Source organism: Streptococcus sp. LYSM12, from assembly GCF_004569635.1.
In the GTDB taxonomy this organism is placed as follows: Bacteria; Bacillota; Bacilli; order Lactobacillales; family Streptococcaceae; genus Streptococcus.
Genome location: NZ_SPOZ01000015.1, coordinates 15,837 through 41,653, shown reverse-complemented (window position 1 = coordinate 41,653; position 25,817 = coordinate 15,837). Strand labels below are relative to the sequence as shown.

General features: G+C 40.3%; 20 protein-coding genes. 8 read left to right on the top strand and 12 right to left on the bottom strand.

The genetic code is table 11. The features are described from left to right. The first annotated feature begins 250 nt into the window (after window positions 1-250). From nrdH to nrdF, 3 genes are all read left to right on the top strand, one after another. Complete coding sequence (gene nrdH, locus E4T79_RS06185; RefSeq protein WP_135028684.1) at window positions 251-475, top strand: glutaredoxin-like protein NrdH; 225 nt, start codon at window positions 251-253, stop codon at window positions 473-475. Between the two features lie 37 nt (window positions 476-512). After that, window positions 513-2,672, top strand: a complete 2,160-nt coding sequence (gene nrdE, locus E4T79_RS06180; RefSeq protein WP_135028683.1) for a class 1b ribonucleoside-diphosphate reductase subunit alpha — start codon at window positions 513-515, stop codon at window positions 2,670-2,672. A 775-nt stretch (window positions 2,673-3,447) separates the two neighbouring features. Next, a complete protein-coding gene (gene nrdF, locus E4T79_RS06175) occupies window positions 3,448-4,407 on the top strand; it encodes a class 1b ribonucleoside-diphosphate reductase subunit beta (RefSeq protein WP_135028682.1) in 960 nt (319 codons plus the stop codon). Between the two features lie 697 nt (window positions 4,408-5,104). Here the strand turns inward: nrdF and E4T79_RS06170 are convergent. The 7 genes from E4T79_RS06170 to E4T79_RS06140 form a co-directional block, all read right to left on the bottom strand. Continuing rightward, a complete protein-coding gene (locus E4T79_RS06170) occupies window positions 5,105-5,773 on the bottom strand; it encodes a type II CAAX endopeptidase family protein (protein ID WP_135028681.1) in 669 nt (222 codons plus the stop codon). Window positions 5,774-5,784: 11 nt separating this feature from the next. Further along, a complete protein-coding gene (locus E4T79_RS06165; protein WP_167752637.1) occupies window positions 5,785-6,549 on the bottom strand; it encodes a DUF3169 family protein in 765 nt (254 codons plus the stop codon). A gap of 220 nt (window positions 6,550-6,769) precedes the next feature. Next, window positions 6,770-6,976 carry a helix-turn-helix transcriptional regulator gene (locus tag E4T79_RS06160; RefSeq protein ID WP_135028679.1) on the bottom strand — a complete coding sequence of 69 codons (207 nt, stop codon included), beginning with the start codon at window positions 6,974-6,976 and terminating at the stop codon, window positions 6,770-6,772. Between the two features lie 1,068 nt (window positions 6,977-8,044). Continuing rightward, complete coding sequence (alaS, locus tag E4T79_RS06155; RefSeq protein WP_135028678.1) at window positions 8,045-10,663, bottom strand: alanine--tRNA ligase; 2,619 nt, start codon at window positions 10,661-10,663, stop codon at window positions 8,045-8,047. Between the two features lie 21 nt (window positions 10,664-10,684). Then, on the bottom strand, window positions 10,685-11,179 hold the full coding sequence (locus E4T79_RS06150) for an LURP-one-related family protein (RefSeq protein ID WP_256958062.1): 495 nt from the start codon (window positions 11,177-11,179) through the stop codon (window positions 10,685-10,687). Window positions 11,180-11,474: 295 nt separating this feature from the next. Further along, entirely contained in the window at window positions 11,475-12,458 is a 984-nt protein-coding gene (locus E4T79_RS06145; protein WP_167752636.1) for a peptidylprolyl isomerase, read from the bottom strand. A 61-nt stretch (window positions 12,459-12,519) separates the two neighbouring features. Next, window positions 12,520-13,239 carry an O-methyltransferase gene (locus E4T79_RS06140; RefSeq protein ID WP_135028676.1) on the bottom strand — a complete coding sequence of 240 codons (720 nt, stop codon included), beginning with the start codon at window positions 13,237-13,239 and terminating at the stop codon, window positions 12,520-12,522. Window positions 13,240-13,604: 365 nt separating this feature from the next. Here E4T79_RS06140 and E4T79_RS06135 point away from each other — a divergent pair, with 365 nt between their 5' ends. The 4 genes from E4T79_RS06135 to E4T79_RS06120 all read left to right on the top strand — a co-directional run bounded on the left by E4T79_RS06135 (window position 13,605) and on the right by E4T79_RS06120 (window position 17,014). Next, on the top strand, window positions 13,605-13,847 hold the full coding sequence (locus E4T79_RS06135) for a hypothetical protein (protein ID WP_135028675.1): 243 nt from the start codon (window positions 13,605-13,607) through the stop codon (window positions 13,845-13,847). Window positions 13,848-13,911: 64 nt separating this feature from the next. Beyond that, window positions 13,912-15,894 (top strand): ABC transporter permease, encoded by a 1,983-nt coding sequence (locus E4T79_RS06130; protein ID WP_135028674.1) that lies wholly within the window; start codon window positions 13,912-13,914, stop codon window positions 15,892-15,894. Beyond that, window positions 15,891-16,514, top strand: coding sequence for an ATP-binding cassette domain-containing protein (locus tag E4T79_RS06125; RefSeq protein ID WP_135028673.1), 624 nt, complete (start codon window positions 15,891-15,893; stop codon window positions 16,512-16,514). Before E4T79_RS06130 ends, E4T79_RS06125 begins: the two co-directional genes overlap by 4 nt. Next, the gene (locus tag E4T79_RS06120) at window positions 16,511-17,014 is read left to right on the top strand and encodes a hypothetical protein (protein ID WP_135028672.1); all 504 of its coding nucleotides are present in this window, start codon (window positions 16,511-16,513) and stop codon (window positions 17,012-17,014) included. Before E4T79_RS06125 ends, E4T79_RS06120 begins: the two co-directional genes overlap by 4 nt. A 578-nt stretch (window positions 17,015-17,592) precedes the next feature. Here the strand turns inward: E4T79_RS06120 and pepF are convergent. The 5 genes from pepF to E4T79_RS06095 all read right to left on the bottom strand — a co-directional run bounded on the left by pepF (window position 17,593) and on the right by E4T79_RS06095 (window position 24,846). Further along, entirely contained in the window at window positions 17,593-19,395 is a 1,803-nt protein-coding gene (pepF, locus tag E4T79_RS06115) for an oligoendopeptidase F (protein ID WP_135028671.1), read from the bottom strand. Between the two features lie 49 nt (window positions 19,396-19,444). Then, window positions 19,445-20,410, bottom strand: coding sequence for a competence protein CoiA family protein (locus E4T79_RS06110; RefSeq protein WP_135028670.1), 966 nt, complete (start codon window positions 20,408-20,410; stop codon window positions 19,445-19,447). A gap of 595 nt (window positions 20,411-21,005) precedes the next feature. Continuing rightward, window positions 21,006-23,009 (bottom strand): methionine--tRNA ligase, encoded by a 2,004-nt coding sequence (gene metG, locus E4T79_RS06105; protein WP_135028669.1) that lies wholly within the window; start codon window positions 23,007-23,009, stop codon window positions 21,006-21,008. A 755-nt stretch (window positions 23,010-23,764) separates the two neighbouring features. Next, entirely contained in the window at window positions 23,765-24,397 is a 633-nt protein-coding gene (locus E4T79_RS06100) for a DUF421 domain-containing protein (protein ID WP_135028668.1), read from the bottom strand. Further along, window positions 24,394-24,846, bottom strand: a complete 453-nt coding sequence (locus E4T79_RS06095) for a DUF3290 family protein (protein WP_135028667.1) — start codon at window positions 24,844-24,846, stop codon at window positions 24,394-24,396. The genes E4T79_RS06100 and E4T79_RS06095 overlap by 4 nt, the downstream gene beginning before the upstream one ends. A 143-nt stretch (window positions 24,847-24,989) precedes the next feature. Between E4T79_RS06095 and E4T79_RS06090 the strand changes: the two genes are divergently transcribed. After that, window positions 24,990-25,817, top strand: coding sequence for an exodeoxyribonuclease III (locus E4T79_RS06090; protein WP_135028666.1), 828 nt, complete (start codon window positions 24,990-24,992; stop codon window positions 25,815-25,817).

Genomic DNA, 25,817 nt, shown 5'->3' with positions numbered 1-25,817 from the left:
TTTTCAAGAATTTTTTACCTTTCTTTCAAAAATCCCTCCAAGCCAGAGAGGACTTACAAGGAGGATATCCCTGTAAAAATGTGAAACTATTTTATAAACAATGTGAAAAGCTCCTCAAACCGCATAAGAGCAGGAGTTGCACTATATATAGTGTTCAATCTTTAAAAGCAACACAATATTTAGTTCTTTCAGTTGACAATTTTCCCATTTCATTGTATCCTATATGGGTGATTAAAAAAAGGAGAATCGTATGATTACTGTCTATTCAAAAAATGATTGTGTACAATGCAAGATGACCAAACGTTTCTTGGACCAACACCAGATCCCATTCAAGGAAATCAATCTTGACGAACAACCTGAATTTATCGAACATGTCAAGAACCTAGGTTTTTCCGCAGCACCTGTCATCGAGACAAAGACAGAGAGCTTCTCTGGGTTTCAACCTAGTAAACTAAAACATCTTGTCTCAGCTTAATCATCTACCATTTGAAAGATATAGAAAGAGTGAATGTATGAGTTTGAAAGAATTAGGGGATGTTTCCTATTTCCGTCTTAATAATGAAATCAACCGTCCAATCAATGGGCAAATTCCACTTCACAAGGATCAAGAAGCCCTCAAAGCCTTTTTCAAGGAAAATGTACAGCCAAATACCAAACCGTTTGCTAGCATTACAGATAAAATCCACTATTTATTGGAAGAAAACTATCTTGAGAAAGCCTTTTTAGAACAATATAGCCCTGCTTTTATTGAAAAACTAGCGCAATTCTTGAAAGAGCAACATTTCCGCTTCAAGTCTTTCATGGCAGCCTATAAATTCTATAACCAGTATGCCCTCAAGACAAATGATGGCGCCTATTATCTAGAAAGTATGGAAGACCGTGTCCTCTTCAACGCTCTTTATTTTGCAGAGGGTGATGAAGAGTTAGCCATGAACTTAGCAAATGAAATGATTCATCTCCGCTATCAGCCTGCAACTCCAAGTTTCTTAAATGCAGGTCGCGCGCGTCGCGGGGAATTGGTGTCTTGTTTCCTTATTCAAGTGACGGACGATATGAATGCGATTGGACGTTCCATCAACTCTGCCCTCCAACTCTCTCGTATCGGTGGTGGGGTCGGTATTTCCCTCAGCAATCTGCGCGAAGCTGGAGCGCCAATCAAAGGGTATGAGGGAGCTGCTTCGGGGGTTGTTCCTGTCATGAAGCTGTTTGAAGATAGCTTCTCTTACTCTAATCAATTAGGGCAACGTCAGGGAGCTGGTGTGGTTTATCTTGATGTCTTCCACCCAGACATCATCGCCTTTCTTTCTACTAAGAAAGAAAATGCTGATGAAAAGGTTCGTGTCAAAACACTTTCTCTTGGGGTTACCATTCCAGATAAGTTCTACGAATTGGCTCGTCGCAATGAAGACATGTATCTCTTTAGTCCTTACTCAGTTGAGCGTGAATACGGTGTGCCATACAGCTACATCGATATTACCGAAAAATACGATGAACTGGTTGCAAATCCAAACATTCGTAAGACCAAGATTAAAGCCCGTGATTTAGAAACCGAAATTTCAAAACTCCAACAAGAATCTGGCTATCCTTATGTCATCAATATTGATACAGCCAATCGCAACAATCCTGTAGACGGTAAGATTATCATGTCTAACCTCTGTTCGGAGATTCTACAGGTTCAAGTCCCAAGCAAATTGAACGATTCGCAAGAATACCTCACTATGGGAACAGATGTATCATGTAACCTCGGTTCAACCAACATCGTCAACCTCATGAAATCACCCGATTTTGGTCGCTCTGTCCGCACCATGACGCGTGCTCTCACCTATGTAACAGACCATTCACATATTTCAGCTGTTCCATCGATTGAACATGGAAATAGTCAGGCTCATTCAATCGGTCTCGGGGCGATGGGCTTACATAGCTTCCTTGCTCAAAACTTGATTGAGTATGGTTCAGCAGAAGCCGTTGAATTTACCAACATCTACTTTATGCTCCTCAACTATTGGACCTTAGTTGAATCAAATAATATTGCCCGCGAACGCAAGACAACTTTCCACAACTTTGAAAAATCAAAATACGCGGACGGTTCTTACTTCGATAAATACATTACCGGTGATTATCAACCACAATCTACTCGTGTCAAAGAACTCTTTGAGGGAATCTTTGTGCCAAGTGGAAAAGACTGGGCTACGCTTCGCGACAAGGTACAGTCAGAGGGACTCTACCATCAAAACCGCCTAGCAGTCGCTCCAAATGGATCTATTAGCTACATCAATGATGTTTCTGCTTCTATTCATCCAATTACCCAACGGATTGAAGAACGCCAAGAAAAGAAAATCGGTAAAATCTACTATCCAGCAGCTGGGCTTGCAACAGAAACCATTCCATTCTACACATCAGCCTATGATATGGACATGCGAAAAGTCATTGACGTCTACGCTGCCGCAACAGAACACGTTGACCAAGGGCTATCTCTCACTCTCTTCATGCGTAGCGATATTCCAAAAGGGATCTACGAATGGAAAACAGATAACAAGCAGACGACACGTGACCTTTCTATCTTGCGCAACTATGCTTTTAATAAAGGTGTGAAGTCCATCTACTACGTCCGCACTTTTACAGATGACGGCGAAGAGGTTGGTGCAAACCAGTGCGAAAGTTGTGTGATTTGACGGTCCAAGCAGGATTAGAGTCTAACGACTCTAATCCTGCTACGCTAGACCCATATCGAAAGCATTATCGGCTTTCAATATCCGTGTCATAACACGCTGCTATCCATTTCTATATAGTCATTTCGTTTATATTTTTATTACTTCGTTAACTCGTCTTGCTGTACCATTGAGAAAAGTTACACTTTTCTTATCTGTCACTTGAAATAGTTATCAACTATTTCAACTACCTGCGACTCCTTGCCTAGTACTAAAAATAAACGAAACGGCTATAAAACTGCCCTTGAAAGAAATCCTGAAAAGCTGTTGGCAAAATATGTCGATAGCAAATGCTGCCAACGTCAAGAACGGATTTCCTAGTTTTATCACTTCCTCAACCATATGCCAGATGAATCTCTTGACAAATCTATTGCATTTGTCTGTGCAGTAGCAGAAGACAATCTTATTGTCCTACATACTCATTAAATCTGGGAACCACCTGATATCGTCATTTCGTTTATATTTTTATTACTTCATTAACTCGTCTTGCTGTACCATTGAGAAAAGTTACACTTTTCTTATCTGTCACTTGAAATAGTTATCAACTATTTCAACTACCTGCAACTCCTTGCCTAGTACTAAAAATAAACGAAAAGACTATAACAAAGAGTACATCACAATGGATTTCGTCCATTTTAATGAAAACCGTACATTCATCAAACATTGGGACGGGAGCCAAGATACCACCAAATCAGGCAGAACCATGTATTAACAAGTACATCACACTTAGGAGAATCGAATGACCACCTACTATAAAGCTATAAACTGGAACGCTATTGAAGATGTAATTGACAAGTCAACCTGGGAAAAATTGACCGAGCAATTCTGGCTTGACACTCGTATCCCACTCTCAAATGACTTGGATGATTGGCGTAAATTAACCGCTGAAGAAAAAGACCTAGTTGGAAAAGTCTTTGGGGGATTGACGCTTCTTGATACCCTACAATCTGAAACAGGAGTTCAAGCGCTTCGCCAAGATATTCGGACACCGCATGAAGAAGCAGTCTACAACAATATCCAATTTATGGAATCTGTCCATGCTAAATCCTACTCCTCTATCTTTTCAACTCTCAATACCAAATCCGAAATCGATGAGATTTTTGACTGGACCAACAGCAACGAATATCTTCAACGCAAGGCCCAAATCATCAATGAACTTTATGAAACAGGTACACCCTTAGAGAAAAAAGTAGCCAGTGTTTTCTTGGAAACTTTCCTCTTCTACTCTGGCTTCTTCACACCGCTCTACTACCTCGGAAATAACAAGCTCGCGAATGTAGCGGAGATTATCAAGCTCATCATTCGCGATGAATCCGTACATGGAACCTATATCGGCTATAAATTCCAGCTTGGCTTTAACGAGCTATCTGAAGATGAGCAAGAAAAACTCCGCGACTGGATGTATGACCTCCTCTACCAACTCTACGAAAATGAAGAAGGCTATACAGAAAGTCTTTATGACGGTGTTGGCTGGACTGAGGAAGTCAAGACTTTCCTGCGCTACAATGCTAATAAAGCCCTCATGAATCTAGGACAGGATCCACTCTTTCCTGATTCAGCCAATGATGTCAACCCAATTGTCATGAATGGTATCTCAACAGGTACATCCAACCATGACTTCTTCTCCCAAGTCGGAAATGGCTACCTCCTCGGTAGTGTCGAAGCCATGAAGGACGACGATTACCTCTATGGTTTATAGTCATTTAGTTCGTCTTTTATTATTTCGTTCACTTGCTTTGCCGTACTCTAGTACAGCCTGTAGCTCCTTGCCTAGTACCAAAAGCAAATCAAAAGACTATAGCATCATCTAAAATTGGTTGGAACCCTTTCGGTTCCAACCAATTTTTATGTTCCTACTCTATAAGCAACAACCTCTGACCAGCTTTCCCAATAAAGCATTGTGAATAGTTACGGATAGGGAGCCAAAAAGAACGTGACAGACAGAAAAATGCAGTTTTTCCTTACTTCTTACATTCTAAATTCGGGCTAAAACGGTCTATTCCCAGACCGTCTCACTCCCACTCCCTCACAGCTCCAACGGTCAGAGTAGTGACTGTTGGAGGTTGGAAATGAAGCCAACGAGTTCGCAGCAGTCGTAGAGGTCAGAGTGGAGTGGGAAACACGAACAAGTATGAGTAAAAGCTCCAGTGGAGCTTTTTAACCTGTTCCCTTAAAACAAAAAGGAGCAACAGTTCATTTCCAACTTCCAACAGCATGATAGCCATTGAAGCAAGCAACCACTGCGTCAACGTCATTCGGTTCATAAAGTGAGAAAACTGGGACTTATGTCCCAGCCTCTTCAGCTTTCCTAGCTTGCTGTAGCTATTACAGGCTATGCTTCACTTACAGATACGGATGCCCTCTGGGTACACTTGGGCTTTTTACGCCCTTATATCTTATAAAAAGATTAACACAAAGGATAACAGATTATTAGCAGCATGTAAGCCCATTGAATACCGCAAATCGCGTTTGGCAAGGTAGAGCCACCCTAGGGCTGCTCCCATGGTAAAGTAAATCAGAATATGTGGTAGAGTACGCGGTCCATGTGCCAAGCAAAACAGGCTACTCGTTAAGATAAAATAGGTGATGAGACTGGTCTTCTTCGTCAAATTTGGGAAGAAATAGCCTGCAAACAGACCCCTAAAAAGTAATTCTTCCATAATTGGCGCAAAAATCACAACTGCAAAGAAAGAAAAGAAAGGCTGCGCTAAAATTCCATTGACTACTGCTTGCTGATTGTCGCTCGGAGGAATCGGCAAGAGTAGCTGGGCAATAAGCAAGAGAGCAAAAAGTCCCAGCGGGAAAAAGATCGTGCTCATCCAAGGTTTGGGCAACTCAATCCTTATCGCGAGCTTGTTATAGACTCGATTCCAATGAAGATAAGACAGAGCAGTAAGATAAATCAATCCAAAGATACCAAAAGCCATCGTCAACACCTGGACGTAGGTCGCAGGAATATCTGGATTTCCCGATAATGAACTACCAGCTACTAAAAAACTGCTCCCAATCAAATACCCTAGCAGACCCGCAAACCACAAACCAATAGTGGCAAATAATTTTTTCATTGATTTTCTCCTTATTTAAAGTAACTCTGCACTTGTTTGAATTGTTTCATATTGATATAAATATGGATAAAAGCAACGACTAGATAGGCTATAAACTGTATCTCTCCAGTAATTATGGATAGAACAAAGAGCACAATATAGACAATCGGAAGCACTTGCTGATTCAGCTGAAAAAGGATTAAAAAACTATTTTCAAAGATAGATTCTTTTTCTCCCTCATCATAGGAATAGATATACTCTTTCATTTCCTGAGAAGTTGGAAAAGCACTGATCTGATGTCCTCTTACTTTTCTAATCACTCGTACGAGGAAAATCTGCAACAAGGTTACTATAACGAGACTGCCCAGATCAAGAAAGGTAAATTCATATATCAAGCCCTCGGGTGTCAAAGCTCCCCGTATGCTCAGTAGTATATTTAAAATGGTTAAGACTTGCGCTACATTAAAGCCGATATGGGCATATTCTAAGGAACGAAATGTCTTTCTATAAAGCATACCATCGTTTTCTTCCTCCAAGTCGCCTTTTGAATCGTAATCGTAAGATTGACTAGCTACTTGCATCAGATAAAGACTCCAACCTGTTATCAATACCAGTGCTGCCCTACTTATCCATAAAAGCGGCTCCCTTAAGGTGGTTAGTGAAAAATATTCACCCGTATATCCAATAACTATACCTGCTATAAAGGTTCCCAAGAACCCACATAGCAGACCTGCCATCATATATTTACTAAAATACTTCAAGCCCTGTTTTTTCATTGCTTCTTTCCTTTCATTCATGTTTCTAGAAACACCAGACCTACTTCTACCATATACCATTCTAGCATGATATCTCTCTTACACCTTACTAACATTCTATCAGCAGGAAAGAAAAACATCAGCGATACCATAACTCATGCAATCTATCTTTTAGATAGTAATTCTTACTCCAGCTTCTCCATACACTTCTCCTATCTGCTCGAACCCAATCTCATACACAATCGGCCATTTTTCTATCGTCTTATTCATCTTCCACCAAGCGAAAAACCCTCTCCAAAGGTTCCTGGAAAATCCGTGCAATCCGCAAAGCGATGACAACAGATGGCGTATACTCTCCCCGCTCTATCAGACTGATAGTCTGACGCGAAACTTGGGCTAGCTTAGCCAGTTCTGTCTGGTTATAGCCATCTCTAGCTCTCAATTCCTTGAGCCTATTTTTTAAAAGCATGAACGTCTCCTTTCTACACGCTGTTGATAACCTTTATCTTATTGTAACACATCTTTTACTTATTGACAACTTTTGTTGTCATTTTATATTCCTATTTATTTATACTCACTGGGCTGGATTAATGATGTATAGATTGAAATTGTTTTAAGCAAACTCAGTCTTAGAGTATTTCCACTAAAAACAAGCTATAAATAAGTATGACTTTCTCTTACATGCTTACTTACACCTTTTCTACAATCAATCCCCTATACCGTATCACGAATAAGCTCTCTTTTTTTCCTAATAGCGCTCTATCTTAGAGCCAAGTATCTCACACCACCTGACACCAGCATAAATTTCAAGAAAAGACTTCGACATCCTAGATAGCTTTCCGCTTCCTGTTTAGTACTCGTCCAACATCCACTTCTTTGGTTGTCAGTACCTCCTTGCTGAACTTCATCTCTACTTTCGATTAAAAAGAGCTTGGACAAAACAGTCCAGCTCTATTTTTCAGAACTCGCTTTAACATCTCAGTGCAGTGGTTATGCTTTCAACGTCTATCCTGCCGTTGCAGGTTGGAAATGAATGGCTGTTCCCTTTTATTTCCAAAGAACAGGTTATAGCCGTTTCGTTTATTTTTAGTACTAGGCAAGGAGCTGCAGGCTGTACTAGAGTACGGTAAAGCTAGTGAACGAAGTAATAAAAGATAAACGAAAGGACTATAAAAACTTTTCGCTCGTATTTGCTTACCTTTTACGCTCCCCAATCTAGCCTCATCAACTGTACTGGGGTGGGACTAAAACGGCATAAAATGTAAGAAATAGAGTCTTTTTCTACCTATCGCTCCCTATCCCTAACCATTCACCACTCCCAATTATATAGTCTTTTCGTTTACTTTTAGTACTAGGCAAGGAGCTGCAGGCTGTACTAGAGTACGGTAAAGCTAGTGAACGAAGTAATAAAAGATAAACGAAAGGACTATAAAAGCTAGTCAGAGCTTGACGTTTATAGGGCATAAGAAACACAACTATTTTAAAGACAAGCGACTATCAAAAAAAGAACCGAGATAAACTCGATTCTCTTGTCTAATTATAACTGATTACCGACCGCTGCTAAGAGTTTTCCGATTGCAGATGCATCGCTTCCTCCTGCCATGGCCATGTCTGGTTTCCCACCACCACGACCTGCAACGATTGGGGCTAACGCTTTAATCAGATTACCAGCATGGACGTCCTTGGTCTTACTTGCGACGAGGACATTGACTTTTGCTCCAATCGCTGCAACCAAGACTAAAACATCTGAATAGTCTTTTTGTTTCCAGTTATCTGCAAAGGTCCGCAGGGCTCCTGCATCTGATACTTCAATCTGACTTGCAATATAGCGTACACCATTTGCTTCAGTGACATCTTTGAAAACATCACTAGCCGCAGCAGCTGCCGCTTTTTCTTTCAAGCTTGCATTTTCTTTTTGTAGCTCACGCAACTGTTCTTGGAGGCTCGCAACCTTGTTTGCTACTTCTTTGATTTGCGGTGCTTTAATGGTTGAAGCAACTGCTTTGAGCAACTCCTCTTCTTCACGATAGGCAAGAAAGGCTTCACGGCTAGTAACAGCTAGAATACGGCGTGTGCCAGAACCAATCCCTTCTTCTTTCACAATCTTGAAGAGACCTATTTCAGCTGTATTGCCTACGTGCGTACCACCACATAGCTCAATCGAATAATCTCCAATGGTGACAACACGAACTTCTTTTCCATATTTTTCACCAAAGAGAGCCATTGCTCCCATCTCTTTAGCTGTCTCAATATCTGTTTCAACCGTCACAACTGGAAGAGCTGCCCAAATTTGTGCATTGACTTCTTCTTCAATACGGCGCAGTTCTTCAGCTGTTACAGCTTCAAAATGGGTAAAGTCAAAGCGCAAGAATTCTTCTTCATTGAGGGACCCTGCCTGAGTGGCATGCTCACCAATTACATTGTGAAGAGCTGCATGAAGCAAGTGAGTCGCAGTATGGTTTTTCATTACACGATGACGACGTAAGGTATCAATGACAAGGGTATAAGTTCTACCTACCTGCAATTCACCAAGCACTTCAGCAGTATGAAGAGCTTGACCATTTGGTGCTTTTTGCACGTCCTTGATACGGGCTACAAGACAACCAGCTTCATCAATAATAGTTCCATGATCTGCAACCTGTCCACCCATTTCCGCATAAAAAGGCGTCTGCTCAAAAACTAGAAGAGCCTCTCCATTTGATAGACTATCCACGCGCTCATTATCCGCAATCATGACAGCCAATCCTGCTATCAATTCATCGACACCGTATACAAAGGTTGAGGCTTCTGTAATACCTGCAAGGGTTTCATTCTGCATCCCCATTGATCCCCCCTTAACCACAGAGGCACGTGCACGCTCTTGTTGCTCTTTCATGGCTATCTTAAACCCGTCATGATCAATAGCAAAGCCTTGGTCTTCTGCCAATTCTTCGGTCAATTCAACTGGGAATCCGTAAGTATCATACAATTTGAAAATATCTTTTCCCTCGAGAATTGATTTACCCGCTTCTTTTAATTGAGCCAACAATTCATCCAAGTGGATAGATCCCGCATCAATGGTACGGGCAAAGGTTTCTTCCTCACGCTTGACAATCTTCTCGATAAATTCATGCTTTTCAAGCACTTCTGGATAGTAGCTTTCCATGATATGACCTACTGGCACAACCAACGTATACAGGAATGAGTCATTGATACCCAAACGACGCCCATGCATGACCGCACGGCGGAGCAAGCGACGAAGGACATAACCACGTCCCTCATTTCCAGGAAGAGCTCCATCACCAATCGCAAAAGAAAGGGCCCGAATGTGATCTGCAATCACCTTAAAGCTCATATTGTCCCCGTCTGGATTGTAGGTTTTTCCAGACAGCTTTTCCACTTCGCGAATAATCGGCATGAAGAGGTCCGTTTCAAAATTGGTTTTTGCTCCTTGGAAAATCGCTGCCAAGCGTTCTAAACCAGCTCCCGTATCAATATTTTTATTTGGTAATTCCTTGTATTCAGAACGCGGCACTTCCGGATCTGCATTGAACTGAGAAAGAACGATATTCCAAATCTCAATGTAACGGTCATTTTCAATATCTTCTTCCAAAAGACGAATACCGATGTTTTCTGGATCAAAGGCTTCTCCGCGGTCAAAAAAGATTTCAGTATCTGGTCCAGAAGGTCCTGCACCAATTTCCCAGAAATTGTCCTCAAGCGGAATTAAATGACTTGGATCTACCCCAAGAGCAAGCCAGCGATTGTAAGAGGCTGTATCATCTGGATAGTAGGTCATATAGAGCTTCTCTTTTGAAAATCCAAACCATTCTGGGCTGGTCAAAAGTTCAAATCCCCACTCGATTGCCTCATCACGGAAGTAATCTCCAATGGAGAAGTTTCCAAGCATCTCAAACATGGTATGGTGACGGGCTGTTTTTCCAACATTTTCAATATCGTTGGTCCGAATGGATTTTTGGGCATTGGTAATTCGTGGATTTTCAGGGATGACAGAACCGTCAAAATATTTTTTCAAGGTCGCAACCCCAGAGTTAATCCATAAAAGTGTTGGATCGTTAACGGGAACAAGATTAGCAGATGGCTCTACTGAATGTCCTTTTGAATTCCAGAAGTCCAACCACATTTGACGAATTTGAGCACTAGATAATTGTTTCATTTTTTCCTATTTCCTTTCCAGCTAGCTTGCAGCTATTGCTGCAAGCCGCATCTCCTTTACATAATCAATTGCAATCACAAGAGCAATCGTGCTATCTGCGTAAGCCTCTTCATAAACTGTTACTTGATAAGTCGAAGTCATCCGAAACCATTCCTGACAAATGTCGGCCACTACCATACCGTTGTGAAGCAGTTCAAACTTCATCTCCCAGAAATCCCCAACCACTTCGAAACCTAGGTTCTCAATTTCGTAGCAAGGTTTCAACCAGGAAAACTTCTGCTGAATGATAAAGGGGGCTTGTCCTACAACATTTACTTCAAAACGAGAAAAAAACCAAGAAAATTTTTGCTGAATGGTGCTAACAACTTGACCCTCAGCATTACGGATTTCAAAGTTCTTGAACCACTTCCAAAGACTCCCCTCTACCTGATAAGAAAGCTGGTCACGCTCATCTTTGATATCAAATTTTCCACCCCAGGACCAAAAACGTTGTTGAATCTGAAATTGTTTCATCATAGACCTCCAAAAAGAAAAGACAAGAACACCAACGAAGGGCGAAAAACCGCGGTACCACCTTCATTCAATGAACTTGTCATTCTCATTTCTTATACAGTTGTTAGCGATTAAGCAGCAAGATATTCTTCCTTATATGGCTCGCACCGACCGCCAATTCTCTGGTATAGTCATTTCGTTTATCTTTTATGACTTCGTTCACTCGCTTTGCCGTACTCCAGTACAGCCTGCAGCTCGTTGCCTAGTACTAAAACAAACTAAAAGACTATATAAGGAAGCTGAATACCCATTCCTAATCTTAATTGTCTGAACTTGCTTCACTCGTTTCAGAATTGCTTGAAGCTTCCGTTGAAGAAGTTGAGCTTGAAGAATCTTCAGTTGTGATGTACTGTGATAGGATACCTTGAAAGGCTTGGTCTTTCACTTTGACATTGGCTTTCTTAAAGGTTTCTGAAATCACATTTTTCACAAAGTTTGCATCATTTTGTTTTGCCTTGATAAAGCTATCTTTTAGAACATCTTTATACTCTTTCCAATCAGCAGCTTTTTCTGATTTGGTGTTCAATTTTACTACATAGTAGCTAGCTTGATAGTTCGATAGATTGATGCTTTTCACAACAGCAGCGCCTACTTGATCATTATTCAAGGCAAAGATAGCTTTCTTCACCTCATCTGGCACAGTTGTCGATGTAGAGTCAAATTTGACAGTTCCGCCATTTTCTTTCGTTGTAGCATCTAGTGAATGATCTTTTGCTAATTGAGCAAAATCTGCACCCTCAGCTTGCGCTTGTGCTAATATTTCATTTGCTTTTGCTTCATCACTCAACTGGATGATTTGAGCGGTCACTTCTGGCGTGTAAGCTTCATAGGCTTCTTTATACTTTTCATCTGTCAACTCCTTTTCGGCTGCTTCTTTTACCGCAACCTCAACTAGCTTGTTAGCACGGATTTGTTGCTTATAGGTCTCTTGTGTAAATCCTGCCGAAGTCAGAGCTGCTGTAAAGGATTCCCCATTTTGTTTTGCTATATCGTCATAAACTTCATCTACCTCTTTTGAAGAAACTTTTTTCCCATACTCTTTTTCAAAGACATCTTCAATTACCATCGATAAAAGCTCTTGTTGTGCCTGCTGCTTGGTCTTCACGCGTTCATAAAATTCTGATACATTGATAGTATTACCTTTCATAGTCACGATATCTTTATTGGCTCCATTTGAACAAGCTGCAAGCGTTACTGCTGCAATCAAAGTCACAGCACCTGCAAGAATTTTTTTAGTCTTCATGATGAATTATTTCTCCTTTTTTATTAACCCTACCATTATACCATAAATGCTTAAAAATGACTTAAATTTCTGCCGTACTTAGGTTGACGTTTTCTACATTTTTTCTAAGCATGAGCAGACCGTCACTCATGGGCACCAAGCTCGCTGTCAAATCCGGATGATCCAAGGTTGCATCAAACAAGCGCTGCAAGCCTCGATAGATGGTGCGCTGACCACGGCGGACTTCCTTAATATCTCGCGCAACATCTCCACCCTGGAAAACATCATCGAGGACAATCAGTCCTCCGACTTTCACTTTCTTTAAGACCTCTGGTAAAAAGACGATATACTTAGACTTAGCAGAATCCATAAAAACAAAATCATAGCAATCATCTGCCAAGGTCGGCAAAATATCCATGGCTTCCCCCTCGAGCAGTTTAATCTGATGTCGTTTGTCATACTTGTCGAAATTTTCCCTAGCAAAACCAATCATCTCTTCATTCCGATCAATCGTTGTAATCTTGGAAGCCGGGCTATTTTTCGCCATTAAGAGAGCGGAATAGCCTATGGCAGTTCCGATTTCTAAGATAGAAGCAGGTTGTAAGACCTGCATCAACAGACGGAAATAAGCCGTTGTTTCATGGGGAATAATGGGAATATTCTCCTTGCGGGCAAAGTCTTCTAATTCTTTTAAAAAGCCTATATTTTGCGCCTGACGTGTGCGCAGCATCTCCACAATCTCTTCCTTGATAACCGGGCGGCGCATATTGTGATTTGCGTTTTTACTATATGATTCTACCATTTTTTCAGTATATCACAAGGCTCTTGGTCGGTCAACTAATCCTTTTTATCGTCCACAACAAACGCATGAACCAGCTAGTTCTGATGAATGAACATACAGATTAAAATAAATACTTTCCATGTTTTCCTATAGTAAAATCTACAAAAATTCACACCTATTCTTGAAATAGAGAAAACCTTATTTTCTTGCTAAAAATCTTTCATTAATATTTTTAAATTAAAATAAAAATATGTTATTATATTATTGAAAAATGATACATTCTTCAATAATGTAATTCAAAGAGAAGTACTAAAGCATTAGCTTTACTCGCTGTAAGCGCTTTATGTGTCGGTTTTACCACTACAGCTAGTGTTGTTAATGCAGCAGTGGCACATCCAGCTCCAGATCCAATTATTGATGAATGGCATTATGGGGTAGATGGTAACTATGGTTACTCCAATTACTATGTCAAATCTCCAAATAATATTGGTTCAAAATCTTCAGTGACTAATTTTTGGGGAAAAATTAAGGCAACTGCTTCTCGAGATTATGGCTGGGCAATGTCAAGTGCAACAAAAGATTGGAATGATGTCCGATTAAATGCATATTGGGATTACTTTAGATTTTAACAAAAATGAAAGCCTAAATACCCTATCATATTGTAGGGTGTTTCGGACTGATAGGTAGGTGTTTATGAAATTAAAATTAGGTGTCATTGGGTTTTTCTTTTGTTTGATGGCTGCAATTGGTGTTGTCAGTATTAGTGATACTCAAAAACCTGTACCTTTACCCATTGATGGTGCCTTTTCCATTCAAGGGAAAAGCAACCTTTCTAGTAACGAAATATACAAAACAATTCGTGACCTAGCAAAAAGGAAAAACGTTACTATCTATAAGCCAATCGTTCAGAGTTCAGGTCAGGTAATCTATATCAATTTCGATGATACTGACTATGAACAATTAAAGTCTGTACCAATAACAGGGATGTATTATACCCTAGGAAAAATGGATTCAACTAGTTTACAACCACTGACGACTGCTGGACTGCAAACAATGTATATGGCTTACCCCTGGTATATAGGAGGGGTTTTACAATTTACTGGGGATTTAAGGTTGTTGCTAATGGTATCCATCTACTTAACCTTATTAGTTGTTTTATTTGTTGTTAGAACGAGGCAGATGAAAGAAGGTGTCATCAGACGTTCTTTAGGATTACCTGTATACAACCTAAGAAGAGATTATTTCATTTCTTTGACGTTTGAACTAGTCTTAGTTGCCTTATTGATGATTGCTTACAGTTCTTTTTGGGGTAGCGGATTCTTCACTTACAGTTCCAAGTTATTTTTCGCCATGCTGTTAACGAATTTTGTCCTCTTTCAAATCGTTGACATCATTACCTTTGCCCTCTTTTGGCTGACGATTAAGGTTGAAAAACCAATTGAAATTATCAAAAATAAGGCAAAAAATAAACTACTCTTTACCATATGGCTGGTCATTATTTCTGGTATCATCATTATCTCAGGTATTTTTTTACAAGAAACCAAGATTAGTCAAGCAAGAATAAGCATTCAGATAGAACATTTAGAACCATGGAACTACGTGAAAAAATGGCAAAGGCTAGAATTGCTAGGGATTGAAAATCAATCTGTGCAGAGTGGAGAAGTAAATAATGTAGACGCTCAATATCTCCAGATAGCCTCCGCCTTGAAAACCTTGGATTTTTTGTATATCCAACCATCTTCGGCATATATTCCAGATTTTATGAAAGATTCTGAGTTTGCAGAAGATTTTTCTAAACAATTGAACAGTGATGGTATAACGAGTCCAGAGGTCAATAAAGAATTGCTCTATCTCAACCAAACAGGTGCTAGTGTACAAAATAAGGTGAATGGAACCAACTATCAAATGTTAAATCACAAGATAGCAACCATCTATATTCCTGATAAATTCAAAGACAGTAGGGAATCAATTGAGAATACCGTTGCGGCAGAACAATTTACTGGAACAAGCTATACCAAAAAAGATCTTACAGTGCAAATCATTCCTAATGGGAAAAGAATTTTTTATTTCAATGAGCATGGGGACAATTATCATGAAAATAAAGACATTTCATATTTAGCAAGTGCAGCAACTACCAAAGATAATATAGTAGTTGTGTTAGACACTGATAAAATGATCGAAAACAATGATTTTTCTTTAGCAAGTAACATCGTAAATAACTCCCTTTTTAGTCCTGAAGCAATAGAAAAAATGAACGATATGAGTGTTCATTTGAACTTTTCAATGGATCCAGTAAACGTTTACCAAATTGTGCAACTGAATCTTCAATCCTTAGAGCACCAAGTCTTCCTTTCAAAGATATTACAGAAGATTATTTACTCTATTGTCTTTCTACTCATTTATCAATATACCCAACTATTTATAGCTTCAAAGCAGAATGACTTCGTGAAAAAAATACTATTAGGTCTTTCAAAGACAGGTATAGCAATTTCTAGCCTCAAATATTTTGTGATGACGATTATAATGACCATCCTATTTACATTTATGATGACCAGACAAATAGAGTTATTAACTATTGGTGCTACTTCTTTAATGGTTTTAATTTTTTCAACCATCATGAGTTTTAGAAAATTATCTGATAAGTACACTCAAATTTTAAAAGGAGATGAACAATGACAATTGACCTTTTGAATGTTACAAAAACATTCGGCTCAAAAAAGATCTTTACCGATTTACATGTAAACTTTGAAGCTGGGAAAAGCTATGCATTGATTGGAGGTTCTGGTTCAGGTAAAAGCACACTGCTGAATATCATCGGAAGACTCGAAAAAATTGACAGTGGGAAGGTTTTAGTGGATGAGCAAGATATTTGGAAAATAAAAGAACGAACCTTCTTTAAAAATACTATTGGGTACGTATTCCAAAATTATTCTTTAATCGAAAACAAAACAGTATATGATAATTTGAAACTCATCACTAAAGACAAAAAAACAATCGTTGAGGTACTTGAAAAAGTAGGGCTTTCTAGTGACTACTTACATCAAAAAATCTATGAATTATCTGGAGGTCAGGCCCAGCGTGTCGCCATTGCTAGAATGTTATTGAAACCACGTAAAATTATTTTAGCCGATGAACCTACTGGAGCTTTGGATGGGGAAATCGGACAAGAAATCATTCATTTATTATTGAATGAAACAGCAGAAGATAAATATGTGATTATCGCAACCCATGACCCAGCTGTCTATAATCAGGTTGATTGTATCATTAATATGAAAGATATAGGGAGTAAGATATGAAAAAGAAAATATCTATTATTTTGATAGTAGTCGCTGGACTACTCGCCATTTTCTTAGTTGGACGACAAGTCATCAAACAAGAAAATCCGACTAAACCTACAGTAGATTTAACCGTCTATACGATTTCTTCTAGTGATACCAAAAAATGGAAGAAAGTACGACAAGTAGAAACAGCAGACGCTATTTACCTCATAACGATAAAAGAAGCCACCTCCACAGAAGAAGTCTTTTCCAACATCATTGAAGATGGAGCCTCTATGGGTTTCGGAGTTAGTAAAGAAGAAGTTAAACAATTTAACAACCTTTTAGGAGAGAACACCCTAGAAGATTCTAAGCATAATCAATTAATTGAACTAGAATTTTTCACGTTTTCTACTGATGACGAGGGGTTTGTGGTCGCAAATTTTGACTACGGAAAAGAAGATTTTAATTCTCAGAAAAAAGGGAAGAAAAAACTTTATAAACATCTATATGAAGCTTTTAAGGAATCCGGAAGCTAAAGTATCTATCACGTTTTCTAGTGGGCGATTATCTATTTTCAGGAAATTGTACCCCAAAGACCACCTTCTCTTTGTCGTGCTCTAAAGCTCTGATATGCAGGAGCTAAACTGACTATTGGGTCTAACTTTAGAAGTTGAAACATTCGGCCAAGACTTCACACACAAGACCAAAATAAACAAAAAGAACAGCGGAATTCCTTGGTAACAAGGGGTTAGCTGTTCTTTGTTTATGTTCATACTTCCAGAAAAGCGAAAATAGCCAAGAAACTGAAGGTGAAGGTAGAGCTTCCGTCTATCGAGGATTTTGACCAAAGTATGGTTTTGATTTTCGAAAAGTATAGTCATTTCGTTTATCTTTTATTACTTCGTTCACTCGCTTTGCCGTACTCCAGTACAGCCTGCAGCTCGTTGCCTAGTACTAAAAGGCTATATAAAAGCAAACTAAACGACTATTAAAGGATAGTGTTTAAAAGCTAACTAACGATAATTAAGTCAGTTTTTTGATGAAATACTGACTGTATTTCGAAAAAACGAAGGCTGACTGGCCGAAAAGCAGGCTTCAATAAATCCCGAGCTTCTTACAAATGAACCCCTTTTTCTACCAAACTTTCTAGCTCTGTCAATCGGGCTTCAAAGACCTTGAAAGCGTCGTTTAAGTAGTCTTCCTTGGTCATATCTACACCTGCTTTTTTGATTACATTAAGCGGATAGTCTGAACTACCTGCTTTCAGATAAGCAAGGTAATGTTCCTTATCTTCTGGACTTCCATGAACAATCCTATGAGAAAGGGCAGACGCTGCAGCAAAACCTGTCGCATATTGATAGACATAAAAATTATAATAGAAGTGCGGAATCCGCGCCCATTCAAATTGAATATGTGGATTTTCTTCAGCAGATAAGCCATAGTATTTCTCATTGATTTCTGCATACAAATGATTTAAGAAATCAGCTGTCAATACTTCTCCGTCTTGGTCTGACTGATAGATTGCCTGCTCAAACTCAGCAAACTGGGTCTGACGGAATACTGTACCACGGAAACCATCCAAGTAATGGTTCAAAATAGCAAAGCGAGTCTTGTCATCTTCCACTTCTGACAATAATTTTTCCGTCAACAGATTTTCATTGGTCGTAGAAGCAATCTCTGCCAAAAAAATAGAATAATGTCCATAGACATAGGGCTGATTTTTACGGGTAAACATGGAGTGAAGCGAATGGCCTGTTTCATGGATAAGAGTGTAGAGATTATCCAGTGTATCCTGCCAGTTCAACAGCATGAAAGCATTGGTGTCATAGGCACCACCTGAATAAGCTCCAGAACGTTTTCCGTCATTTTCATGTACATCAATCCAACGGTTTTCAAACGCTTCTTTCACCTGTATGCTGTACTCATCGCCAAAAATAGTCAAGGTATCTGCTGCCTTTTCCAATGCATCTCCATAGGTGAGCTTGTAGTCCACATCAGAAAGAGGTGTGTACATATCATACATCTTCAAATCATCAATACCGAGCAATTTCTTCCGTAGATTGATATAGCGATGTAAAAGTGGCAAGTGCTTGTTAACGGCTTCTATCAACGTATCGTAGACAGACTCTGGAATAAAATTTTCAGCCAAAGCTGCATGGCGGGCACTACCATACTTCCGCAAACGAGCTTTTAGGTTATTAACTTTGACATTTGATTGCAAGGTCTTAGCATAGGTATGCTGGAACTGATGATACGTATCATACAAGGCTTCATAAGCTTCCTTGCGTAACTCACGGTTGCTTGATTCCATAAATGAAATGTAGCTACCGTGTGAAAGTGGCACAAGATTCCCCTCTTCATCGGTGATTTCTGGAAAACGAATACTTGCATTATCAAGAACAGCAAAAGTCTCTGACGGTGCATCAAAGATTTCGCTAGTGGCTGCCAGCACCTCTTCAACTTCTTGTGATAAGACATGCTCTTTTTCCGCCAATAATTTCTCAAACTGGTGGCTGTACTGCTTCAAGGCTGGCTCTTCTTCCATAAAAGCTGCCAACTGCTCCTCTGTTACGACTAAAAATTCTGACTTGTAGAAAGCAAAGGCTTGTGAAAGGGCTGAATACAAGCCCAAAGCTTTAGCTTGAAATTCTTGGTACTTGCCTTCACGAGTATCTTGGTCGTTTTTCATGGAAGCATAAACATATACTGTTTCCATGCGACGCATGAGAGTGAGTTGCCTTTCGCTAATTTCTAATAAATTCTTAGCAGAATCGAGCAAGTGACCCGCCAAACCAGCAGTCGCCTCCACATCTGCTTGAAGGGCTGCAAGTTCTGCTTCCCAGGCTTCATCTGTTGGAAAAATCGTGGTCAAATCCCACTGGTATTTTTCATCAATTTCATTTCGTTGTTTTATCATCTTGGGTTACCTCCATGCCTCTTATTTTACCATAAATCAAGGGTCACTTCTAATTTGGGGTAGAATTTTTCTTGAGAATTGTCTGATAGAAAACAGGTGAATAAAGATACTGCTCGTCTTTGTGGTTTAATTGCTGGTAATAGGTTTGAAAGTTAGCATAATAGTCCGTTAAATCCTCTTGGATTTGGACAAAACCACATCTAGACTGGGGCGGACGAATTTGAGGATAAAAATCATCCAGGTGTTGCATGAGGAGATTTCCTCCTTTCTGATACAGCTGAGCTTGAGCTGCCATCCACTTCGGGGAGTGATGATAGAGTTGGCGCGCAATATAGTCAAGTAACTGTACATCTTGCCTCCCCTTTAAAACAGCTACTTTTTTCTTTTGATAAGGAAAACGCAAAATCGTAAGAAGATTTCCAACTCCGAGGGGAAATTCTTCCGTCAGACATTGCAAACGACCATGTAAATCCTCATGAATCAAGTAGCGCAGGTGTAATCTCTGGCATTTTAAATCCAACTCCCAGACGAAAAAGCCCATATATTGGCTAAAAGAGAGGAACTGCTTTTGTAATTTGGTGAGACGATTTTTCAACCACAACTGCTCACCTAAAAGCCATAGCACACGGTAGCCCGCCTGCTGATAGGCATGGGTCCGTTCTTGCAAACGCTTGAAAGATAAACTCGAACATTGAATTTCCAGCGCAAGCCGCTCCTCCACCAATAGATCTGCAATCTGCTCAATCTCGGGCAACCATTTTTCCAGCTCCACCTTGTTATGTTTACGAGCCCATTGATACACACTTGTTTTCAATGCAAGATGTTGAGCAGATTCATTTTCTGAGAAATAACGACAATGTTTTAAAGAAATATGCGCAAAATGTGGTCGTATCACCTGTCCTTTGCGCAGACGAACAGGTCCGCCACACCCTGGACAAAAAAATTTTTTTCCTCCTACTGCCTGCTGTTTCACTAAACAAATCGACTGTCCTTGCTCGTTTTTCGCAACTAACATAAGCCCTCCTACCCTATTTATTCGCAAAAAAAACAAGCTACTTACTAGTATAGTCTTTTAGTTTGCTTTTAGTACTAGGCAACGAGCTGCAGGCTGTACTGGAGTACGGCAAAGCGAGGTAACGAAGTAATAAAAGATAAACGAAATGACTGTATCGCTTGTTTTTTCTATTATTTTAGATAGGGCATCATCTCGGCGAGTCGCCCGTAGTGCGTATCATCGAGTAATGCAAATCTCTAAGCCGCTTCCTTTAGAACAAAGACAGGATGTCCTTTGTGATAACAAAGCATGTAATGCTTACAAGATTAGCACACCAACTAGCGTATCATCCCAAAACTCTACCTCAGACCCTGCTACAAAACCTTTGTGAGGAACATCCCTATCAGGAGGTAAAGATGACAGTGTTATGCTTGGGGAAGATTAGGCAGAATCCCCCTATTGTTGGCACTTCATCAAAGGAACCCCTCCCCATAATCTCATATCCATGTGCTAGTGAAAAGCCCCGTAATCTGTTTCATCTGGTATTCCAGCTCGTGGGTTCGCCATAACCGCAAGGCTTATCCGCTAGAACAGTACAGCTGTAAGATCTTTCCCTTTATCCAATCAGACTACCATTCGGAACGGCAGAATCAACTGTCAAGAGGGTCAGGCCATCACCATGTTCTGCTGATAAGATCATCCCCTGACTGATATGCCCCATCATCTTACGCGGTTTAAGATTGGCTACGATTTGGAGTTTCTTTCCAATCAATTCTTGCTCATTTGGATAGTATTGGGCAATCCCAGATAAGATTTGGCGATCTTCACTATCACCTGCATCCAAGCGGAATTGGAGTAATTTCTCACTGCCTTCTACTTTCTTGACTTCCTTGACTTCCGCGACACGGATCTCCACTTTTTCAAAGTCATCAAACTTGATTTCTTTGCGGTTGAACGTCAAGTCAACCTCTTCTGGTTTCCATTCTTTTTTAACAGCTGACTGACCTGCCGCCATTTGTTCTTTGATGTAGGCAATTTCTTCTTCCATATCAAGGCGCGGGAAGATCGGCTGCCCCTTTGCAACCACGGTCAAATCTGCTGGTACATCAGCAAAGGCTAAAGCTTCCAAACTGCTTACCTTGTCCATGCCTAATTGCTCGAGAATAGCAGCGCTCGTTGTCATCATAAAGGGTTCAATTAAGTGTGCTACTACGCGCAGGCTCGCCACCAAGTGGCTCATAACTGAAGCCAGTTTTGGTCGTTTTTCTTCCTCTTTTGCCAACATCCATGGAGCTGTTTCATCGATGTATTTGTTGGTGCGGGCAATCAAGGTCCAGACAGCTTCTAAAACACGCGGATAATCCACCGCTTCCATCTGCTTATGGTACTCGACAATCGAAGCTGCCGCCACACTTGCTAAATCTCCGTCAAAAGCTGTAACATTTGCTACATAGGCAGGAACGTGACCGTCAAAGTATTTGTTAACCATAGCCACTGTACGGTTGAGGAGATTTCCTAAATCATTGGCTAGTTCGTAGTTGATGCGCCCCACATAATCTTCTGGTGTGAAAGTCCCGTCCGATCCGACTGGTAGACTTCTCAGGAGATAGTACCGTAAGGAATCAAGCCCATAGCGATCTACCAACATATCTGGATAGACAACATTTCCCTTAGATTTAGACATTTTTCCGTCTTTCATGACAAACCAACCGTGGGCAATCAAGCGTTCTGGCAGCGGTAAGTCAAGCATCATGAGGAGAATAGGCCAGTAAATTGCGTGGAAACGCATAATATCTTTTCCAACCAAATGAAAAACCGTTCCGTTCCAGAATGCATCAAACTTCGCGTGTTCTTCTTGTCCATAGCCAAGAGCTGTCACATAGTTCAAAAGAGCATCAATCCAAACATAGACAACATGCTTGGGATTTGATGGGACTTTGACTCCCCATTCGAAAGTCGTACGAGATACTGCTAAATCTTCTAATTTGCCGCCATCTTGTCCAAGAAAATTTTGAATAATTTCATTTTTTCTTCCCTTAGGTTGTAGAAATTGTGGGTTAGTATCTAAAAATTCTACTAATCTTTTGGCATATTTGCTAAGACGTAGGAAATACGCTTCTTCTGACACCCATTCCACTTCGTGACCACTAGGAGCGATTCCTCCAATGACCTTGCCCGTTTCATCTCGAAAAACTTCTTCTAATTGACTTTCCGTGAAGAACTCCTCATCTGAAACCGAGTACCAACCCGAGTATTCCCCAAGATAGATATCATCTTGAGCTAGCAAGCGTTCAAAGACTTCTGCCACCACTTTCTCGTGGTAATCATCAGTCGTACGGATAAATTTGTCGTAGGAAATATCCAAACGTTCCCACAGTTGTTTGACCTCCTCAGCCATGCCGTCCACATAGGTCTGCGGTGCAATACCTGCTTCTTCTGCCTTGGTTTGAATCTTTTGACCATGCTCATCAAGACCTGTCAAAGAGAAAACGTCGTACCCCATAAGGCGCTTGTAACGCGCCAAAACATCGCAGGCAACGGTCGTATAAGCAGTTCCTATATGGAGTTTTCCAGATGGATAGTAAATCGGTGTGGTAATGTAAAAGTTCTTTTTCGTCATACCTTTTCCTTTCAGGGCAAATGAAACCCAGTTTTATCCTTTTATTATACCATAAAAAGAGCCTGATAAACACAAATTCTACGATTTCGCACACCGGATACATGGAAAAAATGAAGCCATGTAAAAAGCCCAGCTCCCTATCTCAGAGTTGGCTTAGTCTTTTAGTTTATCAACATCTCAACGCAGTAGTTGATTGCTGCAACGGCTATCATGCCGTTGAAAGGTGGAAATGATCTTGCTTTTTTGTTTCAAGGAACAGGCTCAAAAACTGCCACTGGAGCTTTCCACTCCTATTTATTCATTTTTTAAACTCCAACTCTGACCTCTACGACTGATGCGAACGAATTCGCTTCATTTCCAACCTCCAACAGTCACTACTCTGACTGTTGGAGCTGTGCGGAGGAGTGAAACGGTCTATTTCTAGACCGTTTCAGCCCGAAGCTAGAATTAGGAAATAAGGAAAACCCAACTCTTTTTTTTTTGACCTATCGCGTTCTTTCCCGCTCCCATTTGTTAAAAACATTTCCGAGTTTCTTACATATCACCATTATCTAGTCCCTATACTACAACATTTACTTAAACAGAAATGCTTTTTGATGAAACTATCTTATTCTAAAAACAAGGCTTTCTTCCTGCGTTTGATGTGTACGAGGTCACCTATCTGCTCTTTTATAGTCATCTCGTTTATCGTTTATTACTTCGTTCACTCGCTTTGCCCTACTCTAGTGCAGCCTGCAGCTCGTTGCCTATACTCGCTAATAGGTCACCACAACAAGCTCTCCCTTGTCGTATTCAGCAATGAAGATATCTGTCACTTCATGATATCCAATCTCTGCTAGTTTTTCAAGAAGCCAACTTTCTGAGCGATCAATGGATTCCAAAACATCCGTCTGAATAGTTCCGTCTGCTACAACAGGATACTTGGGATTTTCCTCTCCTGCCTGCACCACGATCAGTTGACCATTTTGTTCCAATACTGCACGTTTGACCAACTTCAACTGATAAATCCCTTGTCCTCGCAATTTCAAAGCCACATCTGACGCTGTCAAACCAACCGAACGACAAGCCTCTACATCTACTTTTCCGTTTTTAATCAATATCGTAAATTGGCCGTCAACTATACGTTTAAGGAAATGATGATGGGTTTTCAACCATTTTAAACTTAGAACCAACATCGTCCAAATCAAGAGGATAATACTGTATTGCAAAATTGAAATAGACGGGCTGTAAATCACACCTCCGATAATGCCCCCAAGAACATAATTCTGCACTTGATCACTAGCAGAATTAGGGGAAAGATTGCCCTTGCCAGAAACATTAATAACAAAGATAAGGGAAATCAAGCCCATTCCTAGTTTAATCGCAATATCCAGATAAGATAAGGTCATTTCTCCACCTCCACTAATTCAACAGCTGCTTCATGTAAATCCATTTTTTCTAAGAGATGGGTATCTGGTTCACTACCGCTGATGACACGGTAAAACTGGTCCCCAACTTTCACAATTACTCTGTCTGTTGCAACGGATGCATTGATATAAACCTTTGTCTTATCCACATGTAAGTCACTGGATACCATTTCAATTAAATGTAACGAGGTTTGGTATTGACTGTCTGAAGCTTGATTACTCTGAAGCTGGCTCACTCCAATTAGAACTGTAACAAGTAAACCATTGAGTAAAATCATAAATAGCTCGCGGTATTTGCTATCCCTTTTCTCATGGTAATATTGAAAAGCCACAAAGGCAACGGCCACTAAAATAAGCAAAATGATGCCTGCTAATACCCAGTTAGCACTACTAAGCTGGCTCAGGACATACTCATAAGAATAAAATTTCATCAAAGCCTCCATTTATTTTTACTTATTATAGGGAAATTTTTTGTTATTTTCAACTCTTTTTCCTCAACCTCTGAGCTAGAAAGACGCTTAGGCAGTCCTCTTCTGATATAATAGAAAAAGAACAAAAAGAAAAGGATACCTTTATGAAACTCATCTCATGGAATATTGATTCCCTCAATGCAGCCTTAACCAGCGATTCCGCCCGTGCCCAACTGTCACAGGCTGTTTTACAAACCTTGGTAGCAGAGGATGCCGATATTATTGCCATTCAAGAAACCAAATTATCTGCTACAGGGCCTACCAAGAAACATTTGGATATTCTAGGAGAGCTCTTTCCAAACCATGAAACGACTTGGCGTTCTTCTGTTGAACCAGCTCGTAAGGGCTATGCAGGAACCATGTTCCTCTATAAAAAGGACTTGACTCCAACCGTTACCTTCCCAGAAATCGGGGCACCAACAACCATGGACTTAGAAGGAAGAATCATCACCTTGGAATTTGACAATTTCTTTGTGACCCAAGTGTATACACCAAACGCTGGTGACGGATTGAAACGCTTGAGCGATCGCCAAGTGTGGGATCAACGATATGCGGAATATCTAGCAACTCTGGACCAGCAAAAACCTGTTCTTGCAACAGGTGACTACAACGTTGCCCACCATGAAATTGACCTTGCAAATCCTGCAAGCAACCGTCAGTCACCTGGATTTACCGATGAAGAACGGGCAGGATTTACCAACCTGCTAGAAAAAGGCTTCACAGATACATTCCGCTACTTGCACGGTGATCTTCCCCACCAATATACTTGGTGGGCACAACGTAGTAAGACTAGCAAAATCAACAATACTGGTTGGAGAATTGACTACTGGCTCACAAGCAACCGCGTGGCGGACAAGGTGACTAAGTCAGAGATGATTCATTCAGGAGCCCGCCAAGATCACACACCAATCGTCATGGAAATTGACCTATAA